The organism is Primorskyibacter flagellatus (genome assembly GCF_900176485.1).
GTDB classification, from domain to species: Bacteria; Pseudomonadota; Alphaproteobacteria; order Rhodobacterales; family Rhodobacteraceae; genus Primorskyibacter; species Primorskyibacter flagellatus.
On sequence record NZ_FWYD01000001.1, the window covers coordinates 508,657 to 534,862 of the forward strand.

A 26,206-nucleotide genomic window follows, 5' to 3' on the forward strand; every position below is an offset into this window, starting at 1 on the left:
TCTTGCATTTGCCTATATTCCGCGCAAACCCCAAGGAACCTGTTATGCCCCTCGATAGACCTCTTAATTCGCTTGGCTTTGCCAAGGCGCCTGCCGACACCCGCGTTGTCGTCGCCATGTCAGGCGGCGTCGACAGCTCGGTCGTGGCAGCACAGCTCGCCGAAGAAGGCTATGACGTGGTGGGTGTGACGCTGCAACTGTACGATCATGGCGCGGCGCTGGCCAAGAAAGGCGCGTGCTGCGCGGGGCTGGATATTCACGACGCGCGGCGCGTGGCCGAGGAAATGGGCTTTCCGCATTATGTGCTGGATTATGAGAACATTTTTAAGGATGCGGTGATCGACGAGTTCGCAGACAGCTATCTTGCCGGTGCCACGCCGGTGCCCTGCATCCGTTGCAATGAGCGGGTGAAGTTCAAGGATCTGCTGGAAACCGCCCGAGATCTGGAGGCCGACTGCATGGCCACCGGCCACTATATCCAGCGGAAGGACGGCGCGCATGGGCCGGAACTGCACAGCGCCGAAGACGCCAACCGCGATCAAAGCTATTTCCTGTTCTCGACAACGCCGGAACAGTTGGCCTTTTTGCGGTTTCCGCTTGGGCATTTGCCGTCGAAGGCCGCAACCCGCGAATTGGCTGCCAAATACGGGCTGGCCGTGGCAGACAAGCCCGACAGTCAGGATATCTGCTTTGTCCCCAACGGCGATTATGCTTCGGTGATCGAGAAACTGCGCCCCGACGCGATTGACCCCGGCGACATCGTGCATGTCGACGGGCGGGTATTGGGGCGGCACGAAGGCGTCATCCATTACACGATCGGACAACGCCGGGGCCTTGCCATCGGCGGGCTGAGCGAGCCGATTTATGTGGTCAAGCTGGATGTCGATGCCAAGCAGGTGATCGTGGGCCCAAAGGAAATGCTGGCCACAAGGATCGTTCCGGTGCGCGAGATCAACTGGCTGGGCGACGCCCCGATCACCAGCCGCGACGAGTGGCACATCTCGGTCAAGGTGCGATCCACCCGCCCCCCGCGCGAGGCGATCCTGCGCCCGATCTCGGACACAGAGGCAGAGGTGGAACTGTTGACGCCCGAGCAAGGCGTCGCGCCGGGTCAAGCTTGCGTGTTCTACGAAACCGTCGGCACCCGCATCCTGGGTGGTGGCTGGATCTGGGCAGGCGGCAGATAATGACTGACGCTGTGCAGGCGGGGCCACACATACCGAAGACATATCCCTGTCCGTTGGCGACGGCGCTGCAAGGTCGGGCCGCTTTTGCGCCTCGCCGCCCATTTTTTGGGGAGGGACGGCCCTACAAGATCGTAACGGAATTTGTCGCGGCCATTGAGGTCAAAACATTCAGATAGTTCAAAGCGACGAAGACGGCTACACGTGTCACTTCGACGTTTGGCTTTTTTGTTCAGCCGTCACCAAGTCAAGCAGATCCAGAAGAGCCTCGTAATTCTCGTCCCCCAGCCGGGCTTTGATGGCATCGGCGATCGCCGCAGCTTCGGCGATGTTTTCATCGATGACTGCCTGCCCCGCCGGGGTGATCATCAGAATTTGGCGCCTGCGATCACCGTCATGCTGCTGACGGGTGATCAGCCCTTTCTCGGTCATCGTCCGCAAAATGCGGCTGAGACTGGGCAGCAACAAAGACGCCCGGTCCGCCACGTCGGTCGTGTCCTGCGGTCCGTATTCGGATAACACCCGCAAAACCCGCCATTGTTGTTCAGTCAAACCGGAGTCCGCCAACATCGAACGGATCGGTGCCATGACAGCCTCGCGCGCGCGGATCAGCAGAATAGGCAGCGAACGTGAGGTCAATGGCAGCGTCTTGTTCACCGGCAGGCTCCTTGGGGTGGCGGTCGGGCCGTGTGACCGCTGCCCATGTTATGGAGTGACGTTAACAGCGCAAGCGGAATTGCTTAATATCGCAAGTGATAATATCGTCAGGATAAGTCGTGCCGCATCTTCAGATCGAAATCAGAGTCTGTCAGATCTGAATGGCGAACCGACTGCCACGACACCGGTGAGCACGAAGGCACGCGCGGCCGCACGATGCGGCCTATATTGCGGGCGGTGCCGACAGATCGGCCAGGATCGGGCAATCGGGCCGGTCATCCCCGGCGCAGGCATGCACGAGCCGTGTCAGCGTCTGGCGCATTCCGGTCAGTTCGACGATCTTGCGGTCAATCTCTGTCAGATGCTCTTCGGCGATCTGTTTGACCTCGGCACTGCTGCGGTCCGTATCCTCGTAGAGTTTCATTAACCCGCGGCAATCCTCGATCCCGAAGCCCAGGGCCCGCGCGCGCCCGATGAAGGCCAGCTTGTGCAGGTCCTGTTCGCGAAAGACACGGTAGCCATTGGCGCTGCGCTGCGGGGTGATCAGGCCGATTTCTTCGTAATAGCGGATCGTCTTGGCCGGCAGACCAGACTGCCGCGATACATCGCCGATATTCATCGCTCCCTCCTTCACTGCGCCGCCACCTCCGAAGGCCGTCTTTCGAACGGTTCCGGCGTTTTCGCCTCGTCCATCAGCGGCGCGATCCGGCGAAGGCGCAGCGCGTTCGACAGCACAAAGACCGAAGACAACGCCATTGCGCCCGCTGCCAGAACCGGCGACAGCAACACGCCGAATGCCGGGTACAGCACGCCCGCTGCAACCGGGATCAGCGCCACGTTGTAACCGAAGGCCCAGAACAGGTTTTGTTTGATGTTGGCCATGGTCCGGCGTGACACTTCCAGCGCATTGACCACGCCGCGCAGATCGCCCGACATCAACACGACATCGGCGGACTCAATCGCCACATCCGTGCCCGTGCCAATGGCAATGCCCACATCCGCATGGGCAAGCGCAGGCGCGTCATTGATGCCGTCGCCGACAAAGGCGACCTGTTTGCCCCCCGCGCGCAGCTCGTCCAGAGCTGCCACTTTGCCGTCGGGCAGAACCCCCGCGATCACATGGTCGATGCCGGTTTCGCGGGCGATGGCCTCGGCGGTTTCGCGTTTGTCGCCGGTGATCATGGCAACCTTCAGCCCCATCCCGTGCAGCGCCGCAACAGCGGCGCGGCTGGCGGGCTTGACCGGATCTGCGACGCCGATCACCGCCGCGATCTGCCCGTCGATGGCGGCATAAAGCGCGGTGCGGCCACGACCTGCCAAGGCGGTTTCGGACTCGACGAGTGCCGAGGTATCAACACCCTCACGGGTCATCATGCGGTCAGCCCCGACAAGGACCTCAACCCCACCCACAAGCGCGCGCACGCCATACCCGGTGGTCGAGACAAACTCTGACACGTCGTGCATTGTCAGTCCTTCTGCCTTCGCGGCCCGCAAAATCGCATCGGCGATGGGATGTTCCGAGCGCGCCTCGACCGCTGCGATCTTTGCCAAAACATCTGCGCGGGCAAATCCCTCTGCCAACACCAGATCGGTCAGTTCGGGGCGTCCCTCGGTCACGGTGCCGGTCTTGTCCAGCGCCACGACACCCACCTGCCCCAGCCCCTGTAGCGCATCGCCACGGCGGAACAGCACGCCCATCTCGGCGGCGCGCCCCGTCCCCACCATGATAGAGGTCGGCGTGGCCAGCCCCATCGCGCAGGGACAGGCGATGATCAGCACCGATACCCCGGCAACAAGCGCCAGCGTCAGTGCGGGATCCGGCCCGATCACCAGCCAGACCAGCACGGTCAGCGCCGCCAGCCCCATCACGGCCGGTACGAACCACAGGGTGATCCGGTCCACCAGCCCCTGAATGGGCAGCTTGGCACCCTGGGCTTCCTCGACCATGCGGATGATCTGGGCCAGAGTCGTATCTGCGCCGACCCGCGTCGCGCGAAACTGCAAGCTGCCCGCGCCGTTGACGGTGCCGCCGGTGACGGGATCACCCGTCTCCTTGGCAACCGGCGCAGGTTCCCCGGTGATCATGCTTTCGTCTACATGACTGTCGCCCTCGACCACCTCTCCGTCCACGGCGATCCGTTCGCCGGGACGGACCACAATGACATCGCCGCTTTGCAGCATGTCGATGTCGGTCTCCACCGCCTCGCCGTCCCGCATCACGCGCGCGGTGCGGGGTTGAAGGCCGACAAGCTTGCGGATCGCGGCACCGGTGCGGCCCTTGGCGCGCGCCTCCAGCCAGCGCCCGATCAGAATCAGCACGACAATCACGGCGGCGGCTTCGAAATAGACGGCACGCACAGCCTCGGGCAGCAGCCCGGGCAGGAAGGTGGCCACGACGGAATAGGCATAGGCCGCCCCGGTCCCCACGGCCACAAGGCTGTTCATGTCAGGCGCGCCTTTCAGCAGCGCCGGAATGCCCTTGAGATAGAACTGCCGCCCCGGCCCGATCAGAACGGCACTGGTCAGCGCGAACTGGATCAACCAACTGGCCTGATGACCGATGGTACGGCCAATCAGCCCATGCATTCCGGGAATCATATGGCTGCCCATCTCCAGAATGAACACCGGAAGGGCAAGCAGGGCGGCCAGCGTCACGCGACGGGCCAGGCCCCGCGCCTCTTCCTCTTTGCGCGCAGTCTGGTCCTGGGACGCATTGGCACCAGCGATCCGGGCGGGATAGCCCGCTTCGGTCGCGGTGCGTACCAGATCACCCGGCTCGACCGCGCCTTCCAGATAGGTGACGCGCGCGGTTTCCGAGGCGAGGTTCACATTCACCTCCAACACCCCCGGCACGGTGGCCAAGGCCTTGTCCACCCGTCCGACGCAGGACGCACAAGACATAGACGCGATGCTCAGCACCGCTTCGCCCCGGCGCGCGGGGTAGCCCAATTCGTCCAACGCCGCTGCCACCGCTGCCAACCGGTCGGGCGCATCGAGTTCCAGCCGCGCAGTCTCGTTGGCAAGGTTCACGGACACCGATTCCACACCGGACAGGTCCGCAAGCGCGCGGTCGACGCGCCCCACACAGGAGGCACAGGACATGCCCTCAATTGAAAGTGTTGCCTGATATGTCGCGTTCATGACGGTCTCCGTTTGTCGCTAGACAGCTCAGATAAGGCTTCCAGTGACTGTAAGGTCAAGAGGGGTACCCGGTTTTTCCATTCGACACGGATGCGCACGAAGAAATGACCCCGCTCACTGTTGACCTTTGGCCCTCCGCGAGGCCCATCTGGCGGGCAGAAGCATTGGAGGGCCGCAGTGAACACAAGACGCATCCTTGTCATCGGCACCGTAGCCGCCGCGGCCGTGTCCATTGGCCCTGCGATCCGAACCGTCAAAGACATTTTCGCCCCATTACCCGCCTTTTCACCGCTGGGTGACCCGGAGGGGTTTCGCAGGATCGCCGGTGGGCAGATCTCTGCTTCGGGAAATTTTCTCGTCGGTCTGGATGCGGATCAAAAACCGCGCCCCGGCGTTTCGGTGGCCGATGTCCGCGCCAATCCCTGCAGGGCACTATACGGGAGCATTCAACAGACCGATGACATCGTCGCCATCGCGTCGTTTTCGGACTATTATTGCCCCTATTGCCGGATCCAAACTCGGCATCTGGCAGAATTGGCCACCGATCCGGCGCAGCGTATCCGTGTCAGCTGGCATGAATTGCCACTGCTGGGGCATGCCTCCGTTGTCGCGGCGAAGGCGGCACTGGCGGCCGGACGGCAGAATACCTACACGCAATTTCACGACCGTTTGCTCGGCACCCGGTTTCAACCGACACCAAGTTATCTTCGTAAGCTCGCCGCCCAAATGGGCATTGATCCCGACCGGCTGATTGCCGACATGAATGGCGGGGATGTGCAGCACGCGCTGGACCAAAGCGCGGCACTGGCAGAGCTGTTCGGCCTGATCGGCACGCCGTCAATGGTCATTGGCCGCACCGTGGTACAGGGCCGGATCTCTGACCGAAGCTTGCTCAACCTTATCGAAAATGAACGTCAGACCGGCTGGACGCAGGTCTGCTAGGTGACGCAAGGCAGATTTCACCGGCGCTTTCACCCCTGGCGTCCAGCTCATCCATGACGCGGCTGTGTCGTCTTTTGCGGCGCTCTTCCCCGACAACCGCGTTGCGGCCCTTGACGCCGCGCAGAGCAACAGAAACAACAGAGCCAAACGCGACCGCCCAAGCCTGCGGCGCATACGGCATCGCGGTTCGAAACAACCTGCCCATCAGGAGAGTCCCATGAAGTTTCGCTTCCCCATCGTGATCATCGACGAGGATTTTCACTCCGAAAACTCTTCGGGTCTGGGCATCCGGGCGATGGCCGACGCCATCAAGGAAGAAGGCTTTGACGTGCTGGGCGTCACCAGCTACGGCGACTTGTCCAAATTCGCCCAGCAGCAATCGCGCGCCAGTGCCTTCGTGCTGTCCATCGACGACGAGGAATTCAGCGCCGGTCCCGACCTTGATCCGGCGGTTCTCAACCTGCGCAGTTTTATCGAAGAGGTGCGCTGGAAAAATGCCGACGTGCCGATCTATGTCTACGGCGAAACCAAGACCAGCCGCCACCTGCCCAACGACATTCTGCGAGAGCTGCATGGCTTTATCCACGCGTTCGAGGATACGCCGGAATTTGTCGCCCGCCATATCATCCGCGAGGCGAAAAGCTATCTTGAAGGTATCCAGCCGCCATTTTTCCGCGAGCTTCTGGATTATGCCGAAGACGGGTCCTATTCGTGGCATTGTCCCGGTCATTCAGGCGGCGTGGCCTTCCTGAAAAGCCCGATCGGCCAGATGTATCACCAGTTCTACGGCGAAAACATGCTGCGCGCGGATGTGTGCAATTCGGTCGAGGAATTGGGCCAACTGCTGGATCACAACGGTGCCATCGGCGCGTCTGAACGTAACGCGGCCCGGATCTTCAATGCCGACCACTGCTTTTTTGTGACCAACGGCACGTCGACCTCCAACAAGATGGTCTGGCACCACACCGTGGCCCCCGGCGATGTGGTTGTGGTGGATCGCAACTGTCACAAGTCGATCCTGCATTCGATCATCATGACCGGCGCGATCCCGGTCTTCCTGAAACCCACCCGCAACCATTTCGGCATCATCGGCCCGATCCCGCAAAGCGAATTCGAGATCGAAACGATCAAGGCCAAGATCCGCGCCAACCCGCTGCTGGCAGATGTCGATGCCGACACGGTCAAGCCGCGCATCATGACGCTGACGCAATCGACCTATGATGGCGTGCTATACAACACCGAGACCATCAAGGACATGCTGGACGGCTATGTCGAGAACCTGCATTTCGACGAGGCATGGCTGCCGCATGCGTCGTTCCACCCGTTTTACGGGAATTACCACGCCATGGGTCGCAAGCGTGATAGACCAATACACTCAGTGACTTACGCGACACAATCAATCCATAAACTGCTGGCCGGGATCAGTCAGGCCAGCCATGTACTGGTGCAGGACAGCCAGAACACGCCGCTGGACCGTCACCTGTTCAACGAAGCCTACCTGATGCACAGCTCGACCAGCCCGCAATACAGCATCATCGCAAGCTGCGACGTGGCCGCCGCGATGATGGAACCGCCCGGCGGCACCGCACTGGTCGAGGAAAGCATCGACGAAGCGCTCGATTTCCGCCGAGCCATGCGCAAGGTCGATGACGAATACGGCGACGCGGATTGGTGGTTCAAGGTCTGGGGGCCGGACACGCTTGAGGAAGAAGGCATCGGCAGCACCAAGGACTGGGTGCTGGGCAATACCGATGCCGACGGCATGCGCAAAAGCGATGGCGAGGAATCCTGGCACGGCTTTGGCGACATGGCTCGCGGCTTCAACATGCTCGACCCGATCAAGGCCACGATCATCACGCCCGGTCTCAATCTGGACGGCCGATTTGAGGAAACAGGTATCCCAGCGTCCATCGTGACGAAATATTTGGCGGAGCACGGTGTTGTTGTCGAAAAAACAGGGCTTTACAGCTTTTTCATCATGTTCACTATCGGCATCACAAAGGGACGTTGGAACACGCTTTTGACGGCGCTTCAGCAATTCAAGGACGACTTCGACAAGAACACACCGATGTGGCGCACGATGCCGGAATTCTGCGCCAAACAGCCGCGCTACGAAGGCATGGGCCTGCGCGATCTATGTCAGCACGTCCATACACTCTATGCGAAGAATGACGTGGCCGTCCTGTCGACAGAGATGTATCTCAGCGATCTGACACCTGCGATGAACCCGTCCGAGGCGTTTTCACACATCGCCCGCCGGACCACGCAGCGCGTGCCGATCGACGATCTTGAAGGCCGGATCACCACCGGCCTCGTCACGCCCTACCCGCCCGGCATTCCGCTGCTGATCCCCGGTGAGGTGTTCAACCGCAAGATCGTGGACTACCTCAAGTTCAACCGCGCATTCGCTCTTGCCTGTCCGGGGTTCGAAACCGACATCCACGGGCTGGTACAGGAATTGGGCGAGGACGGCACCATCCACTATTTCGCCGATTGCGTGGCCGAGTAGTTGCCAACCCGTTCCTCTTTGCCCTGCGGTCAGGTCCTGCGGCAAAACCGCAACCGCGGGACCTGACAAAATCTGCGCGCTGGTCGCCCGAAAAAAGCGCAACGCACGGTCGACGGCCTAATGCACGCCCGAAACTCTGGCGGGCCTTGCGATAGCATCACAGGCAGGGTCAGTGCGATGCCTCACGTCCGTATTTGACGACGCGCACGGGCGCGCAGGATGTCGCAGAACTCCATCGCGGCCTCGCCCAGCGGCTCTTTCCGGCGAGTCACCAGCCCAAACCCGGCAAGTCTGATTTCGGGACGTATTGGCAAGCGGATGAACAACCCGGCCTTTTCATAGGCCTCGATCACGGCTTCGGGCAGCAGTGCCAGGGCGTCCGACACCTGCACAAGGTTCAGAATCAACAGGATCGACGAGCATTCAATCGTGTTCGTGGGCCGTCGCACGCGTTCGTGGTCGAAGGCCGCATCCAGTACATGCCGCGAGGGGTTTGTGCCCGGTTGAAGCGCCCAGGCGCAATTGGCGAGATCTGCAAGGCGCGTGACGCCTGCGCTTTCCAATGGATGCCCAGACCGGGCGACGACCACCAGCCTTTCCTCGGCAAGTGGCTCGAAGGTGAATTTGCTCCTTTGCCGTTCATCACTGAACCGTCCCACGGCAAGGTCGATGAGACTGCCCTCAAGCTGGTCGAGGATACCGTCGCTTGTCTCGCCGTGGAGTTCGACCATCAGTTGCGGCCGCTTGCGCTTTATCTCAGCCACGGCCCTGGCCACCAGATCGGGGGCCGCGCCGGTAATCGCCCCAATCGACAGGGTGCCGTATCCTCCGGAGCGACGGGCGTGAAATTCGTCTGAAAACCGCCTGAGGCGCGAAAGCTGTGCCCGCACATTGGCAATGACGAACTCCCCCAACGGTGTCGGGATCAGACCGCGTGGCTTTCGTTCGAACAGGCTGCTTTCAAAGATATCTTCGACGTCGCGCAACATTTTTGACGCGGTGGATTGTGTCATGTTCATTGCATCGGCTGCGCGATGCGTTGTTCCGTGATCGGCCAAAGCCACGATCAGTGACATGTGCCGGATTTTCAGTTGCGCGGTGATATCCCGTTTCAAGTATCTACGACCTGTCAGAGCGATCGTGTTTCGCGATCGCAGAGCCCAATTTATTCATTGGAACGTTATCACAGCGCTGGATAGCGTCAATCCGGAGGAGCGTGACTGAACAAGCCAACACACTTGAACGCAACGCGATCACACCAAAGCGGTGACGCGTCGCCGTGTGACCAGATCCCATAGGGCTTCGGTCGCCGTATCAGCCGATGAATACCGGCGGCGGGCACGGTCAGAAGTGACGCACTGAAAAAACAACTAGGAGGATACGCATGCAATTTGTGAAAACCGCAGCAGCCCTTGGTGGCCTGTTGATTCTGGCTGGCACCGTTTCGGCGCAGGAATATCCCGAACGGCCAATTCAACTGATCGTGCCCTGGGGTGCGGGTGGCGGCACCGACGCCGTGGGTCGCCTTCTGGGTGCCGAGATACAACGCGAACTGGGCGTGCCGGTCAATGTGGTGAACCGTACCGGTGGGTCCGGCGTGGTCGGCCACAGCGCGATCGCCAACGCGGATCCAGACGGCTACACCATCGGCATCATGACCATCGAAATTGACATGATGCACTGGCAGGGCCTGACCGAACTGACCTATGAAGACTTCGACATTCTGGCCATCGTCAACGCCGATCCCGGCGGCGTCATGGTCTCTGCTGAGTCCGGCTTCGACAGCGTCGAGGCGCTGCTTGAAAGCATCAAGAGCGAACCTGCGGGCACCTACAAGGCCTCCGGCACCGGTCAGGGTGGCATCTGGCATGTCGGCCTTGCCGGCTGGCTGCTCTCCGAGGATCTGGCCCCCGATCACGTCACCTTCGTGCCCAGTCAGGGTGCCGCGCCGGGCCTGACCGATATGGTCGCGGGCGGCGTGGATATTGTTCCCTCCTCGCTGGCCGAAGGGCGCTCGATGATCGACGCCAACCGCGTGGTCGCGCTGGCAACCATGTCCGCAGAACGACAGGACGCGTTTCCGGATGTGCCGACACTGGCTGAAACCACCGGATCCGACTGGACGGTTGCGGTCTGGCGGTCGGTGGCCGCTCCGGACGGGCTTCCCGATGACGTCAAGACCAAGCTGATGGACGCGGTAGAAGTGGCGTATAATTCGGACGCATACCAGACCTTCATGGCAGACCGCGGCTTTGGCCTTCGTTGGGCAAAGGGTGACGATGCGACCGAGATCGTGGCCAATGACGACGCCGCCTTTGGCGAGGTTATGAAACAGGCCGGACTCGCCGCAGAATAGCGCCGAGCGATAAAGGTCTTTCTTCCGGGCAGGGCCGGGTGCGTATGTCATGTCCACCTGGCCCTTTTCCGCTATGCCGCTGATCGCCGGATACCAAGCAGATAAAGACACGAAAACAGGACATAACGGATGCGCGTCACCGACCTTACCTTGGGACTACTGACTCTTCTGGGCGGCATCGCGATCTATATCTCGGCAATCGAATTTCAGGCTATCCCCGGCCAAGCCTACGGTGCCGGGACGATGCCACGCGCGGTCGCGCTGGTGACAGGTTTGACGGGACTTTTCATGATCGTAAAGGCGGTTATGGAGGGCGAACGCCTGCCCGGACTGAACCTGGCTGACTGGACCCAAAGCCCTGCGGCCATCGCCCGGCTGGTCTCGGTTCTGGTCCTTATTGTGGCCTATATCGCGCTGTCCCCTGTACTGGGCTTCCTGCCCACGGCCGTCGCGGTGATGACAATCGGCATGCTCATCCTACGGGTTCGCTGGTGGATCGCCGTGATTATCGCGCTGGTTGCCGCCATTGCCATCCAGCAAAGTTTTGGCCGCCTGTTGCTGGTGCCACTGCCGCGCAGCGATTTCCTTTCTTTTTTATGGTGAATACCCAATGTCCACGGTGATCGACGCCGCGCAACTTGTTTTTCAGCCCTATGTGCTGTTGGTCATCCTCTGCTCGGCCGCCTTCGGCATGTTCGTGGGCGCCATCCCCGGACTGACCGCAACCATGGCCACCGCACTGCTGGTGCCGGTGACTTTCTTCATGGACCCGGTGCCAGCAATCGCCACCATCGTGACAGCCACCGCGATGGCGATCTTTGCGGGCGACATTCCCGGCACGATGTTGCGGATGCCCGGCACGCCTGCCAGCGCGGCCTATGTGCAGGACGCCTATGCGCTGACGAAACAGGGCCGCCCGGAGGCCGCGCTTGGTGCCTCTCTCGTCTTCTCTTCGATCGGCGGCATCTTCGGGACGCTGGTGCTGATCACCGCGTCGCCGGTTTTGGCCGAGATCGCGCTGAAGTTTTCCTCCTTCGAGTATTTCTGGCTGGTCGTTCTGGGCTTATCCTGCGCAGTTTTCATCTCTCCCGGCTCTCCGGCGCGGGGTTTGGTCGCTCTGTTCATCGGATTGTTCGCCGCGACCATCGGACTGGAGAACCCCGCAGGTGCGCCACGCTATACAATGGGGTCGGTCGAGCTGATGGGAGGCGTGCAATTCATCCCCGCGATGATCGGTCTGTTTGCCGTGTCCGAGGTTATCCGTACCTTCATCAAGCGTGGTGAAGAGGTGCGTCCGCCCGCAACACCGGGCAAGGGAATCTTTCGTCAGCAGGCGAAGAACCTGGTCACCTACCCGGTCCAAGCCCTGCGCGGCAGCGCGATGGGTACCGCCATCGGCGCATTGCCCGGTGCCGGGGCGGATATCGCCGCGTGGATCTCGTTTGCTATCTCGAAGAAATTCTCGAAAACGCCCGAGAAATTCGGAACAGGCCATGTCGAGGGGTTGGTAGAGGCCGGGGCCTCGAACAACGCCGCGATGTCGGGGGCGTGGATTCCGGCGCTGGTTTTTGGCATTCCCGGCGACTCGATCACTGCGATCGTGATCGGCGTACTTTACATCAAGGGGATCAACCCCGGTCCGATGGTGTTCATCACGCAGCCGCAGATGATCTATGCGGTGTTCATCGTTTTCCTGCTGGCCAATCTGATCATGCTGCCACTGGGCTGGCTGGCGATCAAGGGCGCGCGGCAAGTGTTGTCGATCCCTCAGAAGGTGCTGATGCCGGTCATCCTGATGTTCTGCATGGTCGGGTCCTTTGCCATCAACAACTCGGCTTTCGGCATCGGCATCATGCTTGTCTTCGGCGTCATCGGTTTCTTGATGGAGGAAAACGACATCCCCATCGCCCCGGCAATCCTCGGGCTGGTGCTGGGACCAATGCTGGAGCAGAACTTTGTCACGTCGATGATAAAGTCAGACGGCAGCTTCATCGCTTTTTTCGAGCGCCCCATCGCCGCCGGGCTTGGCCTCTTCACCATCGCGGTCTGGATGATCCCGCTACTGCTATTGCTGCTGCGCCGCCGTCCCCCCGCCGGTGTTTCAGAGCCCTAAGCCCCTGCCCCTCACGGGAACATACGTTTGAGAATTAGACCCGGCAGTTGGTGAACCGGAATATCTTTGAACGCGTCTTTCCAAACGTCTTATGTTGATGTGTGTGTCGGCGGCTTGACGAAAGGCTTGCCTCTCCCGGCAAACCGCAAGGTCATGGCTTGCATGACTGGCGGCAAGGCGGATTCCAGATTGTCCTCAAGGTGCCAGCAGTTTTTCGGGAACCTTCGCGCAACTTGACCGTTGCCTTGCAGAGCGCGCCCGACGCGTCGAACTCGGAAGGAAATGATAATGCATAATATTTTTTACATCATCGGTGTTGTAGTCGTTGTAGTGGCAATCGTTGGCTTCGTGCTGTGATCGAATAATGTCTGTTGGCGGGCCTTTTGGCTGCACCTGAGTCATAGGCCCGCAAGACGACAGAGCCTCCAATCGGCAATATGCTGTCAGCGCGTATCGGTAGTGTGGCTCTTACAGCGAATTCGGTTTTTTTTGATGGTCAGAGCCGTGCTTAGGCGGGCAAGGCCCTGAGCAGGTGCGATTTTCAGATGAACACAACCCGGGGCCGCCAAAATCTATCAACGTGACGCGCTGGCGGCAACCAAGCGGTCGATGGCCAGCTCGGCGGCGGCATAAGGCGAGCTCTTGCTTAGAATGCAACGTTTTCGGGTATGAAACTCTGCTAGGTTTTGTTGCCTAGATTTTGTTGGTTCGGCACCGCTGATCCACCTCCCACACACCTCAAAAGTTTGAAAATCCGGTAGATGCGGGGCATTGCCAATCGCGATCGCTATTATTATCGCTGCGGCACCGTTGCCATGATTTGCATCGCAACCACCGCTCGGGCTTGCGGCTCTGGTCGCGCAATGCAAGCGTGTTACAAAGACGATCAAACCGGAGAGTACGAAAATGATTCAATCCAAGGCTTTTCTCGTGGGTCCGTTGTTCCTGCTGGGTCTGTCCGCCTGTGAAACCGTGCCTTCCGATGGCGGCGCAAGCCGTGGGGACTATGTCAGCGTACCGGAATCGGTCTCCTCAATCGCGGCATCCTATCAGGATCTGACCACGGCAAGGCTTCGGAAAGAGGACGGGTGCTATTGGTACACGCATCGCGGGCCGGTTGAGACGACCGAACTGCCCGTGCGCACAGACAATGGCAGCCCGATCTGCACCGGCCCGGTCAGCTAAGTTTCAGCGTGTTACAATGTCCCGCCATCTGTCGGGTACAGATAGGCGGTGACGCCGGTATTCACCTGCTCGTACAGCGCATTGATATGCGGCATCACCATCCGCACACATCCTGAACTGGCCCGCGTTCCGACAGAACGCGGCGCAGGCGTCCCATGAATACGCAAATATGTGTCGCGATTGCCGACAAAAAGATACAGCGCCCGTGATCCCAACGCGTTCGCCGGACCTGGAGCCATACCACCTGCCCAGTGCGCATATTTCTCAGGCTCGCGTTTGATCATCGTCGCAGTGGGGGTCCATCGGGGCCACTTCGCCTTGCGTTTGATCGTGTAAACGCCCGGCTCGTACAGATTATCGCGCCCGATTGCCACGCCGTAGCGCATGGCCGTGCCGTCTTGCTGGATGTGGTACAAGTAGCGCGCGACCGCATCGACATGAACGTCCCCCGGCACCAGATCCGGATTGGCCTTTACCAAAGTTGGCAGAAACCGAGGGTGCAATCCCCATGGATTGCTGGTTCTCAAGTCAAATCCCGCAGGCGTCACCTGCGCATCCCAAGCCTCCCAATCGCTGGGCGCTGCGAAAGCAGGCCCGACAAAGGCCGGCGCAGCCAGCGCGCCCAGTACGCCAATCATTTTGCGTCTTGTAAACATGCGATACCTTTCGAACTTTTCGCACCAAATGCCGAACCCCGGCACATGGCTTTCGTCTCATGAAACCGTCAAACTCTAGGCAGGTTCAAATGCAATCGCTCCTTTAGCTGATCTTTTTTGCAAGATGAGGTGTTGAGGTTGCAGGTGCCGCGAGGTCAGGCACCGGCAAATGCGCGCCCGATGGATAATGCGCCGCCCATCATGGAAAAGAAAAGCTCAGGTTTTCTTGCGCGAATAGACGCCCTCGGGAAGCGAAAGTGCCGCTGCGAGATCCCGCATCTGCGAAATCGAAAGCGTAATCGTGTTCACCCGGTCCGTGCGCGGATCGTATTGTTCAACAGTGATGCATTCTTCAAATCCGTTGACCACCACATCCTCTTGCAAGGGGGTTTCGCCCTCGTCCACGAGGGTCACAACGGTCGCGTCGAATTCGTGCTCTATGCTGAACATGGCACCAGCCTATCGGTGGGGGAGACATCTGTGCAAGCACTGCTTTGGCAAGCTAGACGTTCTTGCAGTGCCTCCTGTCCCCTGACATTGGCCTACCCCTTGAATTGCCACCTTGGCCGGGTCAAACTGACCCCCGTTGCCTTCCGGGCCCCCTATTCTGTTCAGGACATCGCATGCGCTGGTTACTTCCTATCGCTCTTCTTCTCTTTGCCGGCTGCGAAGTGATCGAGACACCCGCCCCGCCGCCGCAAAAGTCCTCGGCGCAGGCCGCCCAGCCCAGTGATGCCGCGCGACGGCTTCGGGCGCAACGCGCAGCCCAGCAATTTGTCAGCGTCGTCAACATTATGGAGCCTATCGCCGAATCGGAATGCCGCCGTCGCGCGCCGGGGATGAATTGCGATTTCCTGATTGTTGTGGATGACCGGCCCGGTCAACCACCCAATGCGTTTCAAACCCTCGACAGATCGGGCCGGCCGGTTGTGGCCTTCAATCTCGCGCTTATCGCAAGTGTCGAGAATGCCGATGAACTGGCCTTTGTGATGGGCCATGAAGCGTCGCACCATATTCTTGGCCACCTTGCCCGCAGCCGCAATAACGCAATCGCGGGGGCCGTGATCCTGTCCGGGCTTGCCTCACTGTCGGGCGCTGATGCGGCCGGGATCCGCAGCGCCGAAGAGTTTGGCGCCGCCGTGGGCGCACGGACCTATTCCAAGGATTTTGAGCTTGAAGCCGATGAGTTGGGCACGATCATCACCAGCCGTGCGGGGTTCAACGCCATACGCGGTGCTGCGTTTTTCACCCGGATCCCCGATCCGGGAAACCGGTTCCTCGGCAGCCATCCTCCGAATTCTGCGCGCATCGACATTGTGCGTCGTACCGCCGCTCGCCTTTGATTTGGAAGTCCGGCCGGAGAACGCCGTCGGGGATGGGTTTCCGGCGGTTTGATAGAATTGTTCAAACTGAAACAAGCCATATCAGGCTGAACCGTGGCGTCCGACATGATGTAACGTGGGGTCGGATTTGCTTTGGACCATCTGCTGCGGAATGAACCAACGCGAAAAGGCACAAGCCGGTTCCGTCCGGAAACGAAGCGGTGCCATTCTACGGTCAAGGGCCATTACTGATCCAGCCTTGCGCGGTAATACGGCCGTCCACTCAACATATCGGGGTGATTCTTGCGAAAACACCGGCGCGTCACGCCGATCTTCGAATATCCAACGGAGACCCTGCAAAACAGGGTGGTACCCAAGGCCGGACTCGAACCGGCACGCCCGTTAAGGCGGGGGATTTTGAATCCCCTGCGTCTACCATTCCGCCACTTGGGCACACTGAAAATACTAGGTTTTTTCGTCTACTTGCCTTCAAGGCACCCCGTTAGTAACATCATAACGTCTACCAAACGTCTACCAACTAAACTCAGGGGATTAGATGCCTACAAAGATAACCCAACGAACCCTAGCGAGCATCGAAGCCACAGGTAAACGAAAGTTCATCCGCGACACCGATACTCGTGGGTTTCTTATCGAAGTCTCCGCAAAGGGTAAAGCTACCTTTTGTGTGGAAAAGCGAATAAAAGGGCAAGCAAGCGCAAAGCGTATCAGGATAGGTGACGTTGACCTTGTGCCACTGGTAGACGCACGTCAGGAGGCCAAGAGAATACTCCTGCAAGCCTCTCAAGGTTTTGACCCTAGACATGCCCAAGTTGATGAAGACCCCCTTCCAGAGACACTCTTGGGCGCGTTGCAGGCATATACCAACATCAAGCAGCACAGCTTGAAAGCTAGCACGCTGAATGACTACAATAAAACCTTCAGCAATTGTTTCTCCGACTGGAAGAGCCTCCCCACCCGCCAACTAAGCAAGAGGATGGTTCAAGACCGGTACTCGGAACTTTTAGCAGAAAAGAGTCCTGCATACGTCAACAAGGCTTTTAGGAACCTGTCAGCCATTCTGAATTTCCACGACATAACACCAAACCCTTGCGACATCCTCACCAAGAAGAATCTTCGGGTCCAATCCCAGCCTCGCAATAGGTTCCTGTCTGGAAGAGAGATTTATGACATTATGCAGGTACGCTCGACCTTTAAGGTTAGGGTTGCGAATATTTTGCTATTTTTCATGCTTACAGGTTTGCGTAAGAGTGAAGTTCTTCGGTTGACATGGGCAGACGTAAAGGAAGGTCAGATATATATCCGCGATACCAAAAACCGAAAAGATCACGTCATACCTATAGTCGGCTTGATCGGTGAGCTGTTAGAGGATCGCAGAGCTGATGATAAATTAGTTTTTGGTTATACAGAATCCAGCCTGAGAACCGCCGTCGATAAGTTCAAAGCACGACACACCCTCAAAGGAGACTGGACGCTCCACGATCTTAGGAGAACATTCTCAGAACACATGAACCTAATCGGATACACAGAGCAGGATATTGCAGTTGCTAACAACCAATCAGGTCATGGGGTCACAAGGAAACATTACCTTGCGGGTCAACTAGCCAAACAGCAACTTCTGAAAAAGATGTATACTGATCTAGAGTCGCAATACCGATATTATGAGTATGACCATGGCGGTCAAGTCAGGAAAGTACCCGAAAATTGGGAACCGGTATAAAAAATTCGCCCACAACCGCAGAGGGGCCCGCTGAGGGCCGTGATCGCTCAAGACTACCACCCCTCCCCGCCGAAAGCACTATATGGGCACTCAGCGGGCAGCACAGCGCCTCTCAGATACCTTCCAGTACCATTCATTGGCAGCCACAGTAGGAGGCGCGGACTCACGATGCCCTCAGAGGCCCTCAAAGGCCGCTGTAAGCCGCCTCTCCGCGCTGGGCGGCTGGGTAGCCAAAAACATCACACAAGCACTCAGCGGGCAGCACAGAGCCTCTCAGGCATCTTCATGGTCATTCATCGGTTGCTATTGGAGCCTGTAGACTATTTGCTATGGTGAGAGTCGGGTGAAGCAAGAGCAAGAGTGGCGAGGATTCTTCAGTGAATGCAAAACCAGCGACGGAAAAGACAGAAGGCACTTTTGCGGCTCCAATATATTTCATACCAGAAACCAGCCCTGTTTATGAAGAGGCACAAAAGCTGTTTGCTCGGATAAAGTGGGAAAAGCCACCTAAAAGGGCAGACGCTATAAAAAACAGGTTCAATGCCTTCACAAGCTTACTTTGGGCGGTCACAAGTGACGAAAATTGCATAGTTTACACCGACCTAAACAAAGCCAGCTATGACATAAAAAAATGGCCTATCAACTACGATGCTATGTCTCAGACCGTGAAGGCCGTGGTGGGTATGGGGTGGCTAAAGCTTCACGGTAAAAGGACCAGGAACCGACAGGTCCGTTACAAGGCTTTTAGCGGCTCGCCAATGCGCAAGATACCGTCTTTCAAAAAGTATGAGCTGTCCTGGTGCCCACCTGCCGTGCAGGTAAGGCTTGGGGGAACAGATTTATCACAGGCACCATGGGATATCGAACTAATGGCCAACCGTGAGTGGAAGGCTTGGATCAGGGAAAATCTTGTTCCACCTGTGGAAAACCTTAACGATAGGTTGCTCGATCATGACTTTGTTTTGTTTCCGTACGGGGAGCGTGATGAATGGGTTGACGTGCAATATCGGCGGATTTTCACCAACCTGCCTCAAGCTGATGGAGAGCCTTGGCTAACGCATGGGCGACTATACCCTTTGACTTTTAGCATTCCCAGCAAGATGAAAGGTTGGCGTCAAAAGACCTTGATTGATGGCGAGCCTACCTCCGAGATTGATGTTCATGCGTCTGGACTGCGCCTCTTGGCAGAAGATGAGGATATTGGCTTTGACCTACCTGCTACAGAAGACCTCTACACATATGGCCAGCTATCAGGCTTGAATAGGAAGTTGACCAAGACGATTATCCAAGCTGTGATTAACGGGGTTTCACTGGATCGTAAAAGCTGGCCTAAAAGCTTCAGAGAGGATTCGAAGGCGGCTCAGCTGATCGTTGGACAGGATTGGAAAACCTACGCACAGGCTCTTAGCGAGACATATCCTGCGCTGTCTAAGGTTCGTAGCGGTCATGGAATGGACCTGTTTCGAATAGAGAGCGAAATCATCCTTCGGGCGATGAACTACCTGCTAGACAAGGGGGTTGGCTGTTTGTCGATCCACGATTGCCTTATCATACCCACAAGCAGCATGAAAGATGCTCAAGATGCCTTCTTGGAAGCCTACGCCCATATGGGATTCAAGCCCCCCAAGCTGTCGGTCGAATGGTCATCCAGCTAGGAGTGCAAAGCCGTCCTAAATCGTATTAGTAGGCGAAAGAACAAACTATATATAACCTATAGGTATTACCTTAATAGTAGTATACCATAATCATATATGATCTATAACCCTTAACTGAAGGAGGGTGGTACAGATATTACCCTCAGAGGGATATTTCATAAACATTACAGGGTATAGCAGATATTGTGTAAATGCGGCTTGAAGCGGCTATATGTTGTATTTCCTATATTGCCTTATTTATCAAAATGGATGTGTCTCATGCTCTCAGGTAAACCATCAGGTCTTCTGAAGATTCCCTTCGGTTTTGTAGGCACTTCATTCCTCTGTGGCTCCAATTTCGCTGGGGCCGGTATCGCTTGAGTTTTCATCAGGCGGGGCGAGCACGGCTTATGGCTTCCAATGACAAGCTGTTGCTAACGGGTCGATCCGCTCTCTTAGCCCAGAAATATCGAACTTAAACTCAACTGGTCCGGTGTAGGTGTTGTATGAGATCACCAATCTCTGCTTACCAAACGTTCTCTTAATGAATGGAATAGCGCGAGAGCCAGACCAAATGCCTATCCCCTCCCCCCCGCGCATGGTCTCCATCCACTGTTTTTGAACCGGACCATCATCAAGCTTGTATTTAACGCTTTGGTTGTCAGTGGTGTATCGTCCAAATCCAATGAACACGTTAGTTTTGTTTTCCATGCAGCGAACCCACAGTGTTGCCCTTGTTGGTGAGCCAATAGCGTTCCCTTCAGTGTTTTTGCTGGACAGGCTCAGCCACACATCTGTTCGATCATCTAGCGCGCTGACCTCATCCCTGTACCGCCATTGTTTTCCAAGTGGCTTTTCTTCCGGCTCAACTTTTTGTTCTTTATTGGCAACCTTTTCTTGCTCATCAGGTTGCGGTTCAACGTATCCGGTCTCTTTATCGTAACATGTAAGGCGCAAATCATTCATCGACATAGCATGGCATCTGTCGAACCTGGCATCTGCTGCTGGAAGCACTGAGGGGAACAAAGCCAACGGTAAGGTGAAAATCAATCTGTTCATGATCGGACTCCTGAAAGGTTCAACAGAGAGAACCATAGATTTTGGAGGGTTATCAAGGCCGCACTCAAGCGCACCCCTGCAACTTGCCTCACGTCTCTTTAGACCCTGATCCAGCGACACAGCGAGAAACTGTCTCAAAACCCTATACATTCCACCCTATTGAGGCTATATTCATAATATCCTTAGAATCATGTGAGAAAGAGACGGATATGTTGGTAGGTTACGCGAGAACATCGACGCTGGAGCAGGACGCAGGGCTTGAGGCTCAGGTGCGGGACTTGAAGGCACTTGGCTGCGAAGAGCTATATCAGGAACAGGTTTCGTCTGTAGGTGAGCGTCAGCAGTTGGATGCCGCTATTAAGTCGCTTAGGTCAGGTGACAAGTTGGTGGTCTGCAAGCTGGATCGTCTCGCAAGGTCTGTGCGTCACCTTGGGGAACTTTTGGAAGAGCTAGAGGCCAAGGGTGCTGGTGTGGTTATCCTGTCTATGGGCGGTCAGCAGGTTGACACTACTACAGCCACCGGACGAATGATGCTCAACGTCATGGCTTCTGTTGCCCAGTTCGAGCGTGAGATGATGCTTGAACGCCAGAAGGAAGGCATTGCCAAGGCCAAGGCTGAAGGGAAGTACACAGGGCGCAAACCTACAGCCATGGCCAAGACCGATGCCGCCCTGTCACTGCTCAAGTCCGGTATGAGCAAGGCCAAGGTTTGTGAGCAACTGGGGATCAGCAGGGCCAGCCTGTACCGCATCTTGGGATCAGCTAAGGAAACTGCCTAAAAGGTGGGGCCCCGTGGGTTTCTGGTAGGGCAGGCGTGTTTTGGCCGTGCAGCCACCTCAGAGGTCTAGCGAAAATTCTTAAAACAAGCTCGACCCCGTGCAGAGGAGCTATTCGTAACCGATCATGTTAAACATCATCTCGCGCGCTTCAATCCACAGCGCCTCTTGATCGAGTGGGTGTATGTATTCGAGCGCTCGATAAGTGCGGTTTAATGCATTATCAAAATCACCTTTTTCAAAATAGCATTTTGCTTCGAGAAGCCAATATTCGTTCCTTTTTAAGAGGAGATTGTTAGAAGCTCGCTCTACATTAGCTAAGTCGGAATTGGCGGACCGCTGGATTATTGCACTCGAGTCGTCACGGTCAGCAGAGTAAAATGGCTCCAGTGACTGACGCAATACGTTAGCTGCAACATTTGCATGCTCAGCGAATCCAACATCAGCACCTTCCAAGCACAGTCCGTCAGAAAACGCAGCTTTGGCCTTGTCTTCGAGCGCCTGTAAATCTCTAAGCTTAACCAGTTCTTCGCCATCCTCTACGACTTGATACCGCGAAAGAGACGATTCTTCTCTGCTGTCTGAGAGCGTGTTTTGAGAGAATGCCGGACCAGTCATAAGCGCTATGACGGTCGCAATTTTAATTGTCGTTACAGGTCTCAATCCCTAAATTCCTATTTGTACAGTCGTGCAGTAAGCGGCCAAAAGCACGTTTTTCGTTCCCTCAGTGCTTAGTTTAAGCAAAGGTAGAGATACTCAGTTGCAATCATGTACTCACCAGCAGGAACCTGACGGGAACTTGCCCGCTCAGCACGACGCTTAGGGCCACGGCTACAGATTTCCTGTGCCTTTGCATCAGCCATAGCAATAGACTTAGCCTCTGCTTCAGGTGTCATTACTGCTAAAGAACTCTGCTGGATTTGAATTCCGACAGTCGACTCGTTGAAAGATGTGACAATCGGCTCTGACGCCATTTCTGTGCAAGCTGTCAGCGCAAATGTTGCTCCGAAGGCTATTACTAAAGTTCTCATGCGGAATTCTCTCTCTATGGTTGCGCTGGCACGCTGCACTAAACAAGTCGGTACCGCAAGCGGATTTCTGCCCATCAATGAGCCTGCCCTTATCCATGCGATCAAACGGGATGACCTGACTGAGGACTGACTGGTGCAGCCAGTGGTGGCCATAGAGGTTGTTGGTGACGTTGCCGAGTTGGGTTGTTGTGCGAGTCTGTCTACCATTCGTCTACCAATGAAGGCATACCCTCACGAAGTCCCTTAATTGTTGATGTTGTTATGCAAGCTTGAGAGGCTTTTGAATCCCCTGCGTCTACCATTCCGCCACTTGGGCAACGTGGGGTTCTCTACCCAAGCGAGGCGCGTTCGTCCAGAGGCAAAGTCGCATGTTGACCCGCAAAGCGGCGCATGATCTGTGCCCGACAACAAAAACCAAGAGATTTTCGCGATGCTTCGTCGATTTTATGATTGGATGCTTGGCCTCGCAGAGCATCCGCACGCGCTTTGGGTGCTGGCCTTCGTGGCCTTTATCGAAAGCTCTGTCTTTCCGATTCCGCCCGATGTTCTGATGATCCCGATGATCCTGGCGCGTCCCAGCCGCGCCTGGCTGATTGCGCTGATCGCCATGGTCAGTTCCGTCATCGGCGGGTTGCTGGGCTATGCCATCGGCGCGCTGTTTTACGAACAACTCGGCCTGCCGATTCTGCAATCGCTGGGCAAGGCGGATGCAATTTCTGCATTCAACACGCGGTTCAACGATTTCGGCTTTTGGGCGGTCCTGATCGCAGGCATCACGCCCTTTCCCTACAAGGTCATCACCATCATGTCGGGCTGGACCGGCATGCCGCTGGCGACGTTCATCGCGACCTCTGTGCTGGCGCGCGGATTGCGGTTCTTTATCGTTGCAGGGCTTTTGCGCGTCTTCGGCGCACCAATTCGTGATTTCATCGAACGGCGTCTGGGTCTTGTCTTTACGGCCTTTGTCGTGTTGCTTCTGGGTGGGTTTCTGGTGGTGAAATATCTATGAATTGCAAAACACTGACAATCCTTGCCGGACTTGGCTCCGCGCTGCTGTTGCTGGGGGCCTTCGGTTTTCAGTATCTGGGCGACATGCCACCGTGCAAGCTGTGTATCACGCAACGGTATCCGCATGCGGCGGCGGTTGTGATCGCGGTTGTTGCGCTGGCATTCGGCTGGCGGTTGCTGACACTGGTGGGGGCCGCGGCAGCTGCGACAACCGCCGGCGTGGGGATCTATCACACCGGGGTTGAACGCGGCTGGTGGCCGGGGCCTGATACCTGCACCTCTGGTCCGGTTGGCGGTCTGTCCACCGATGCCCTGCTCGATCAGATCATGGCCGCCCCGATGGTACGCTGCGACGAGGTGCCCTGGGAGATGCTGGGCCTGTCGATGGCAAGCTGGAACGCTGTCGCGTCCCTGATTCTTGTCGCGCTATGGCTCGCGGCGTTTCGCGCAAACCGATAGCGTCCATCACGCCTCTTAGATGCCGGCCGCTACAGCCTAAACGGAGGATATGATGACAAAGATCCATTGCCGATTGATCGGTGCCCCTGTCGATAGCGGCCGTGTTGGACGAGGCTGCCTGATGGGGCCGGATGCAATGCGTACCGCACGTCTGGCCGAAGCACTCGCTGATCTGGGCCACGATGTAACCGATATGGGAAACCTGAGCCCGGACGACGTGCCCGGCGGCGATGTTCCGCCCCACATCCACGCCTATACCGAGACAGCGGGCTGGACACATGCCCTGTCGCGCGCGGCAAGGGCGGCGATGGCCGACAGCGTACCGATCTTTCTGGGCGGCGATCACAGCCTGTCGCTGGGCTCTGTCCACGGGGTAGCGGAACATGCGGCGGCGGAAGGTCGCCCGCAATTTGTACTCTGGCTGGATGCGCATTCGGATTTTCACACGCCTGACACCACATCCTCGGGCAATATGCACGGCACGCCGCTGGGCTATCTGACCGGACGTGCAGGCTTTCCCGGCATGCCGGACGTGGCGCATCCGCTTGAGGAACGCAACATCTGCATCATCGGCCTGCGTTCCGTCGATGCGGCGGAAAAAGAGGCACTTCAGGCAAGCGACATCCGCCGTCATGATATGCGCGATATTGATGAACACGGGATCGCCAAGCCGCTCTCGGCCTTCCTTGACGAAGTATCGCGCGCGAATGGCGCGTTGCATGTCTCGCTGGATGTCGATTTTCTGGATCCGGCTGTGGCCCCTGCCGTCGGCACAACCGTTCCCGGCGGGGCAACCGTGAGAGAGGCACATCTGGTCATGGAAATGCTGCATGACAGCGAGTTGATGACCTCTCTGGATCTGGTGGAGCTGAACCCAGCACTGGACGAACGCGGACGCACGGCGCAGTTGATGGTAGATCTTGCCGCCTCTGCGCTTGGCCGCCGCGTGTTCGACCGTCCAACCACGCGCCTGCTGTGACATCGCCAAACAACGCAAGTCATCCGCCATCATGTGTCATTCATCGTCCAGACTTAGGCAGCCGACATAAAAAAGGGGCTGTCCCAGCCCCTTTTTCTATCCGAAATATCGTACGGCCTAATTACAGGTAATCGGATCTCTGTAGCTGATATTTAGCCATCTTCTCGTTCAGCGTGCGGCGTGGCAGGCACAGCTCTTCCATGACGCTAGCGATCGAGCCCTTGTGACGGCGCATCGTATTGTCGATCAACATCCGTTCGAACGCCTCGACATATTCTTTCAGCGGCTTGCCTTCGGTTGTCATCACCGGCTGCATGTCGTCATGGTCGTTCATCAGCAGCGATGAAATGGTGCCCGATGCGCGCCGCGATTGCAGCACCGCCCGTTCGGCCAGATTGATAAGCTGCCGGACATTGCCGGGCCACGGTGCCTGAAGCAGTTGCGCCGCCTCCTGTGCCGAGATTTCCGGCGCGTCACAGCCATATTCATCGGCAAACTGTTCGCTCAGACGATTGAACAGGGTCAGAATATCCTCGCCGCGCTGACGCAAGGGCGGAACGGTGATGCGCAGCGCCGCAAGCCGGTAGAACAACCCCGATTTCAACGCATCCTCGCAGGTGCGGCCTTCATTCTGAAGGTTAGAGATCGCGACGATCCGCGTCTCTGGTGGTGATCCCTGTTCATTTATGGCGCTCAGCAGCCGTGCCTGTGCCGTGTCGCCCAGCGTTTCGATATCTTCCAGCACAAGAGTTCCGCCGCGCGCCTGTTCCATCGCGGGCAGTTCCGAATCTTCGAGCTGCGCCGGACCGAACAGCCGCCGGATCAAGGCGTCCTCGTCATAGGCGGCGCAGGGCAACAGCACAAATCGCTTGCCGGCACGAGAGCCGACCGCATGCAGCGCGTGGGCAATCAGCGTCTTGCCGGTCCCGGTTTCTCCGTCGATCAGCACATGACCATCAGCCTGACCAAGATCCAGAATATCCTCGCGCAAACGCTCCATTACCGGGGAAGCGCCGATCAGCTTTTTCATCAGCTGGCCACCATCCGACAGTTCCTTGCGCAGCGCGCGGTTGTCCAGTGTCAGCCGACGTTCATTGGTGGCCTTCTTGGCAAGCTCTGTCATCTTGTCCGGGTTGAACGGCTTTTCAAGAAAATCGAACGCCCCTACCCGCATCGCCTCGACAGCGATCGGCACATCGCCATGGCCGGTGATCATGATGACCGGCAAGGCGCTGTCCGTGCTCATCAGTTTCTTCAGCAGTTGCAACCCGTCCATGCCGGGCATCTTGATGTCAGAGATGACAATGCCGGGATAGTCCGCCCCCAGCTTGCTCAGCGCATCTTCGGCGCTGCCGAAAGTTTCAGTGTCATAGCCCGACAGCGCCAGCCATTGGCTGATCGACTGTCGCATATCCTGTTCGTCATCGACGATGGCGATCTTCATTGCCTTGGACATC

The 26,206-nt window shown here is 57.6% G+C and carries 24 protein-coding genes and 1 tRNA gene; 14 read left to right on the forward strand and 11 right to left on the reverse strand.

Annotated elements, in window-relative coordinates:
* Positions 1–44 precede the first annotated feature (44 nt).
* On the forward strand, positions 45–1,187 hold the full coding sequence (mnmA, locus tag B8991_RS02395) for a tRNA 2-thiouridine(34) synthase MnmA (RefSeq protein ID WP_084350184.1): 1,143 nt from the start codon (positions 45–47) through the stop codon (positions 1,185–1,187).
* A gap of 204 nt (positions 1,188–1,391) precedes the next feature.
* Here the strand turns inward: mnmA and hpaR are convergent, their stop codons facing one another.
* The 3 genes from hpaR to B8991_RS02410 all read right to left on the reverse strand — a co-directional run bounded on the left by hpaR (position 1,392) and on the right by B8991_RS02410 (position 4,982).
* The gene (gene hpaR, locus B8991_RS02400) at positions 1,392–1,841 is read right to left on the reverse strand and encodes a homoprotocatechuate degradation operon regulator HpaR (RefSeq protein ID WP_084350185.1); all 450 of its coding nucleotides are present in this window, start codon (positions 1,839–1,841) and stop codon (positions 1,392–1,394) included.
* 223 nt (positions 1,842–2,064) lie between these two features.
* Positions 2,065–2,460, reverse strand: coding sequence for a Cu(I)-responsive transcriptional regulator (gene cueR / locus B8991_RS02405; RefSeq protein WP_084350186.1), 396 nt, complete (start codon positions 2,458–2,460; stop codon positions 2,065–2,067).
* 11 nt (positions 2,461–2,471) lie between these two features.
* Positions 2,472–4,982, reverse strand: coding sequence for a heavy metal translocating P-type ATPase (locus B8991_RS02410; protein ID WP_084350187.1), 2,511 nt, complete (start codon positions 4,980–4,982; stop codon positions 2,472–2,474).
* Between the two features lie 177 nt (positions 4,983–5,159).
* Here B8991_RS02410 and B8991_RS02415 point away from each other — a divergent pair, with 177 nt between their 5' ends.
* Positions 5,160–5,924: a DsbA family protein gene (locus B8991_RS02415; protein WP_179141410.1), complete on the forward strand. Its 765-nt coding sequence runs from the start codon at positions 5,160–5,162 to the stop codon at positions 5,922–5,924.
* 217 nt (positions 5,925–6,141) lie between these two features.
* Positions 6,142–8,433, forward strand: a complete 2,292-nt coding sequence (locus B8991_RS02420) for an arginine/lysine/ornithine decarboxylase (protein WP_084350189.1) — start codon at positions 6,142–6,144, stop codon at positions 8,431–8,433.
* A 182-nt stretch (positions 8,434–8,615) separates the two neighbouring features.
* On the opposite strand, the gene B8991_RS02425 is transcribed toward B8991_RS02420, so the two are convergent.
* Positions 8,616–9,548, reverse strand: a complete 933-nt coding sequence (locus B8991_RS02425; protein WP_235866513.1) for a LysR family transcriptional regulator — start codon at positions 9,546–9,548, stop codon at positions 8,616–8,618.
* A gap of 269 nt (positions 9,549–9,817) precedes the next feature.
* Between B8991_RS02425 and B8991_RS02430 the strand changes: the two genes are divergently transcribed.
* The 4 genes from B8991_RS02430 (at position 9,818) to B8991_RS02445 (ending at position 14,087) form a co-directional block, all read left to right on the forward strand.
* Complete coding sequence (locus tag B8991_RS02430) at positions 9,818–10,789, forward strand: tripartite tricarboxylate transporter substrate binding protein (protein ID WP_084350191.1); 972 nt, start codon at positions 9,818–9,820, stop codon at positions 10,787–10,789.
* 129 nt (positions 10,790–10,918) lie between these two features.
* A complete protein-coding gene (locus tag B8991_RS02435) occupies positions 10,919–11,392 on the forward strand; it encodes a tripartite tricarboxylate transporter TctB family protein (protein ID WP_084350192.1) in 474 nt (157 codons plus the stop codon).
* A gap of 7 nt (positions 11,393–11,399) precedes the next feature.
* Positions 11,400–12,902 (forward strand): tripartite tricarboxylate transporter permease, encoded by a 1,503-nt coding sequence (locus B8991_RS02440; protein WP_084350193.1) that lies wholly within the window; start codon positions 11,400–11,402, stop codon positions 12,900–12,902.
* A 906-nt stretch (positions 12,903–13,808) separates the two neighbouring features.
* On the forward strand, positions 13,809–14,087 hold the full coding sequence (locus B8991_RS02445) for a hypothetical protein (protein ID WP_084350194.1): 279 nt from the start codon (positions 13,809–13,811) through the stop codon (positions 14,085–14,087).
* An 11-nt stretch (positions 14,088–14,098) separates the two neighbouring features.
* Here the strand turns inward: B8991_RS02445 and B8991_RS02450 are convergent, their stop codons facing one another.
* Together B8991_RS02450 and B8991_RS02455 are read right to left on the reverse strand one after the other, a co-directional pair.
* Positions 14,099–14,743 carry a L,D-transpeptidase gene (locus B8991_RS02450; RefSeq protein ID WP_084350322.1) on the reverse strand — a complete coding sequence of 215 codons (645 nt, stop codon included), beginning with the start codon at positions 14,741–14,743 and terminating at the stop codon, positions 14,099–14,101.
* A 216-nt stretch (positions 14,744–14,959) separates the two neighbouring features.
* The gene (locus tag B8991_RS02455; RefSeq protein ID WP_084350195.1) at positions 14,960–15,193 is read right to left on the reverse strand and encodes a hypothetical protein; all 234 of its coding nucleotides are present in this window, start codon (positions 15,191–15,193) and stop codon (positions 14,960–14,962) included.
* A gap of 173 nt (positions 15,194–15,366) precedes the next feature.
* Here B8991_RS02455 and B8991_RS02460 point away from each other — a divergent pair, with 173 nt between their 5' ends.
* The gene (locus B8991_RS02460) at positions 15,367–16,086 is read left to right on the forward strand and encodes a M48 family metallopeptidase (RefSeq protein ID WP_084350196.1); all 720 of its coding nucleotides are present in this window, start codon (positions 15,367–15,369) and stop codon (positions 16,084–16,086) included.
* 346 nt (positions 16,087–16,432) lie between these two features.
* On the opposite strand, the gene B8991_RS02465 is transcribed toward B8991_RS02460, so the two are convergent.
* Positions 16,433–16,518 (reverse strand) — tRNA-Leu (locus B8991_RS02465).
* Between the two features lie 103 nt (positions 16,519–16,621).
* Between B8991_RS02465 and B8991_RS02470 the strand changes: the two genes are divergently transcribed.
* Both B8991_RS02470 and B8991_RS02475 read left to right on the forward strand, forming a co-directional pair.
* Positions 16,622–17,803 (forward strand): tyrosine-type recombinase/integrase, encoded by a 1,182-nt coding sequence (locus B8991_RS02470; protein ID WP_084350197.1) that lies wholly within the window; start codon positions 16,622–16,624, stop codon positions 17,801–17,803.
* A 377-nt stretch (positions 17,804–18,180) separates the two neighbouring features.
* Positions 18,181–19,458, forward strand: a complete 1,278-nt coding sequence (locus B8991_RS02475; protein ID WP_084350198.1) for a hypothetical protein — start codon at positions 18,181–18,183, stop codon at positions 19,456–19,458.
* Between the two features lie 387 nt (positions 19,459–19,845).
* Here the strand turns inward: B8991_RS02475 and B8991_RS02480 are convergent, their stop codons facing one another.
* On the reverse strand, positions 19,846–20,496 hold the full coding sequence (locus B8991_RS02480; RefSeq protein ID WP_179141411.1) for a type VI secretion system-associated protein TagO: 651 nt from the start codon (positions 20,494–20,496) through the stop codon (positions 19,846–19,848).
* A gap of 209 nt (positions 20,497–20,705) precedes the next feature.
* Here B8991_RS02480 and B8991_RS02485 point away from each other — a divergent pair, with 209 nt between their 5' ends.
* Complete coding sequence (locus B8991_RS02485) at positions 20,706–21,275, forward strand: recombinase family protein (RefSeq protein ID WP_084350200.1); 570 nt, start codon at positions 20,706–20,708, stop codon at positions 21,273–21,275.
* A gap of 108 nt (positions 21,276–21,383) precedes the next feature.
* On the opposite strand, the gene B8991_RS02490 is transcribed toward B8991_RS02485, so the two are convergent.
* Together B8991_RS02490 and B8991_RS21020 are read right to left on the reverse strand one after the other, a co-directional pair.
* Positions 21,384–21,935, reverse strand: coding sequence for a hypothetical protein (locus tag B8991_RS02490; RefSeq protein ID WP_179141412.1), 552 nt, complete (start codon positions 21,933–21,935; stop codon positions 21,384–21,386).
* Positions 21,936–22,003: 68 nt separating this feature from the next.
* On the reverse strand, positions 22,004–22,378 hold the full coding sequence (locus B8991_RS21020) for a hypothetical protein (protein WP_143514463.1): 375 nt from the start codon (positions 22,376–22,378) through the stop codon (positions 22,004–22,006).
* 355 nt (positions 22,379–22,733) lie between these two features.
* On the opposite strand from B8991_RS21020, the gene B8991_RS02495 reads away from it, so the two are divergent.
* Genes B8991_RS02495 through rocF form a run of 3 tightly spaced genes read left to right on the forward strand, consistent with a single transcriptional unit; the run spans position 22,734 to position 24,749 of the window.
* The gene (locus B8991_RS02495; protein ID WP_084350323.1) at positions 22,734–23,312 is read left to right on the forward strand and encodes a YqaA family protein; all 579 of its coding nucleotides are present in this window, start codon (positions 22,734–22,736) and stop codon (positions 23,310–23,312) included.
* Positions 23,309–23,770 (forward strand): disulfide bond formation protein B, encoded by a 462-nt coding sequence (locus B8991_RS02500; protein ID WP_084350202.1) that lies wholly within the window; start codon positions 23,309–23,311, stop codon positions 23,768–23,770. The genes B8991_RS02495 and B8991_RS02500 overlap by 4 nt, the downstream gene beginning before the upstream one ends.
* Positions 23,771–23,822: 52 nt before the next feature.
* Positions 23,823–24,749: an arginase gene (gene rocF / locus B8991_RS02505; protein WP_084350324.1), complete on the forward strand. Its 927-nt coding sequence runs from the start codon at positions 23,823–23,825 to the stop codon at positions 24,747–24,749.
* A gap of 121 nt (positions 24,750–24,870) precedes the next feature.
* Here the strand turns inward: rocF and B8991_RS02510 are convergent, their stop codons facing one another.
* A complete protein-coding gene (locus tag B8991_RS02510; RefSeq protein WP_084350203.1) occupies positions 24,871–26,205 on the reverse strand; it encodes a sigma-54-dependent transcriptional regulator in 1,335 nt (444 codons plus the stop codon).
* Position 26,206: the final 1 nt, after the last annotated feature.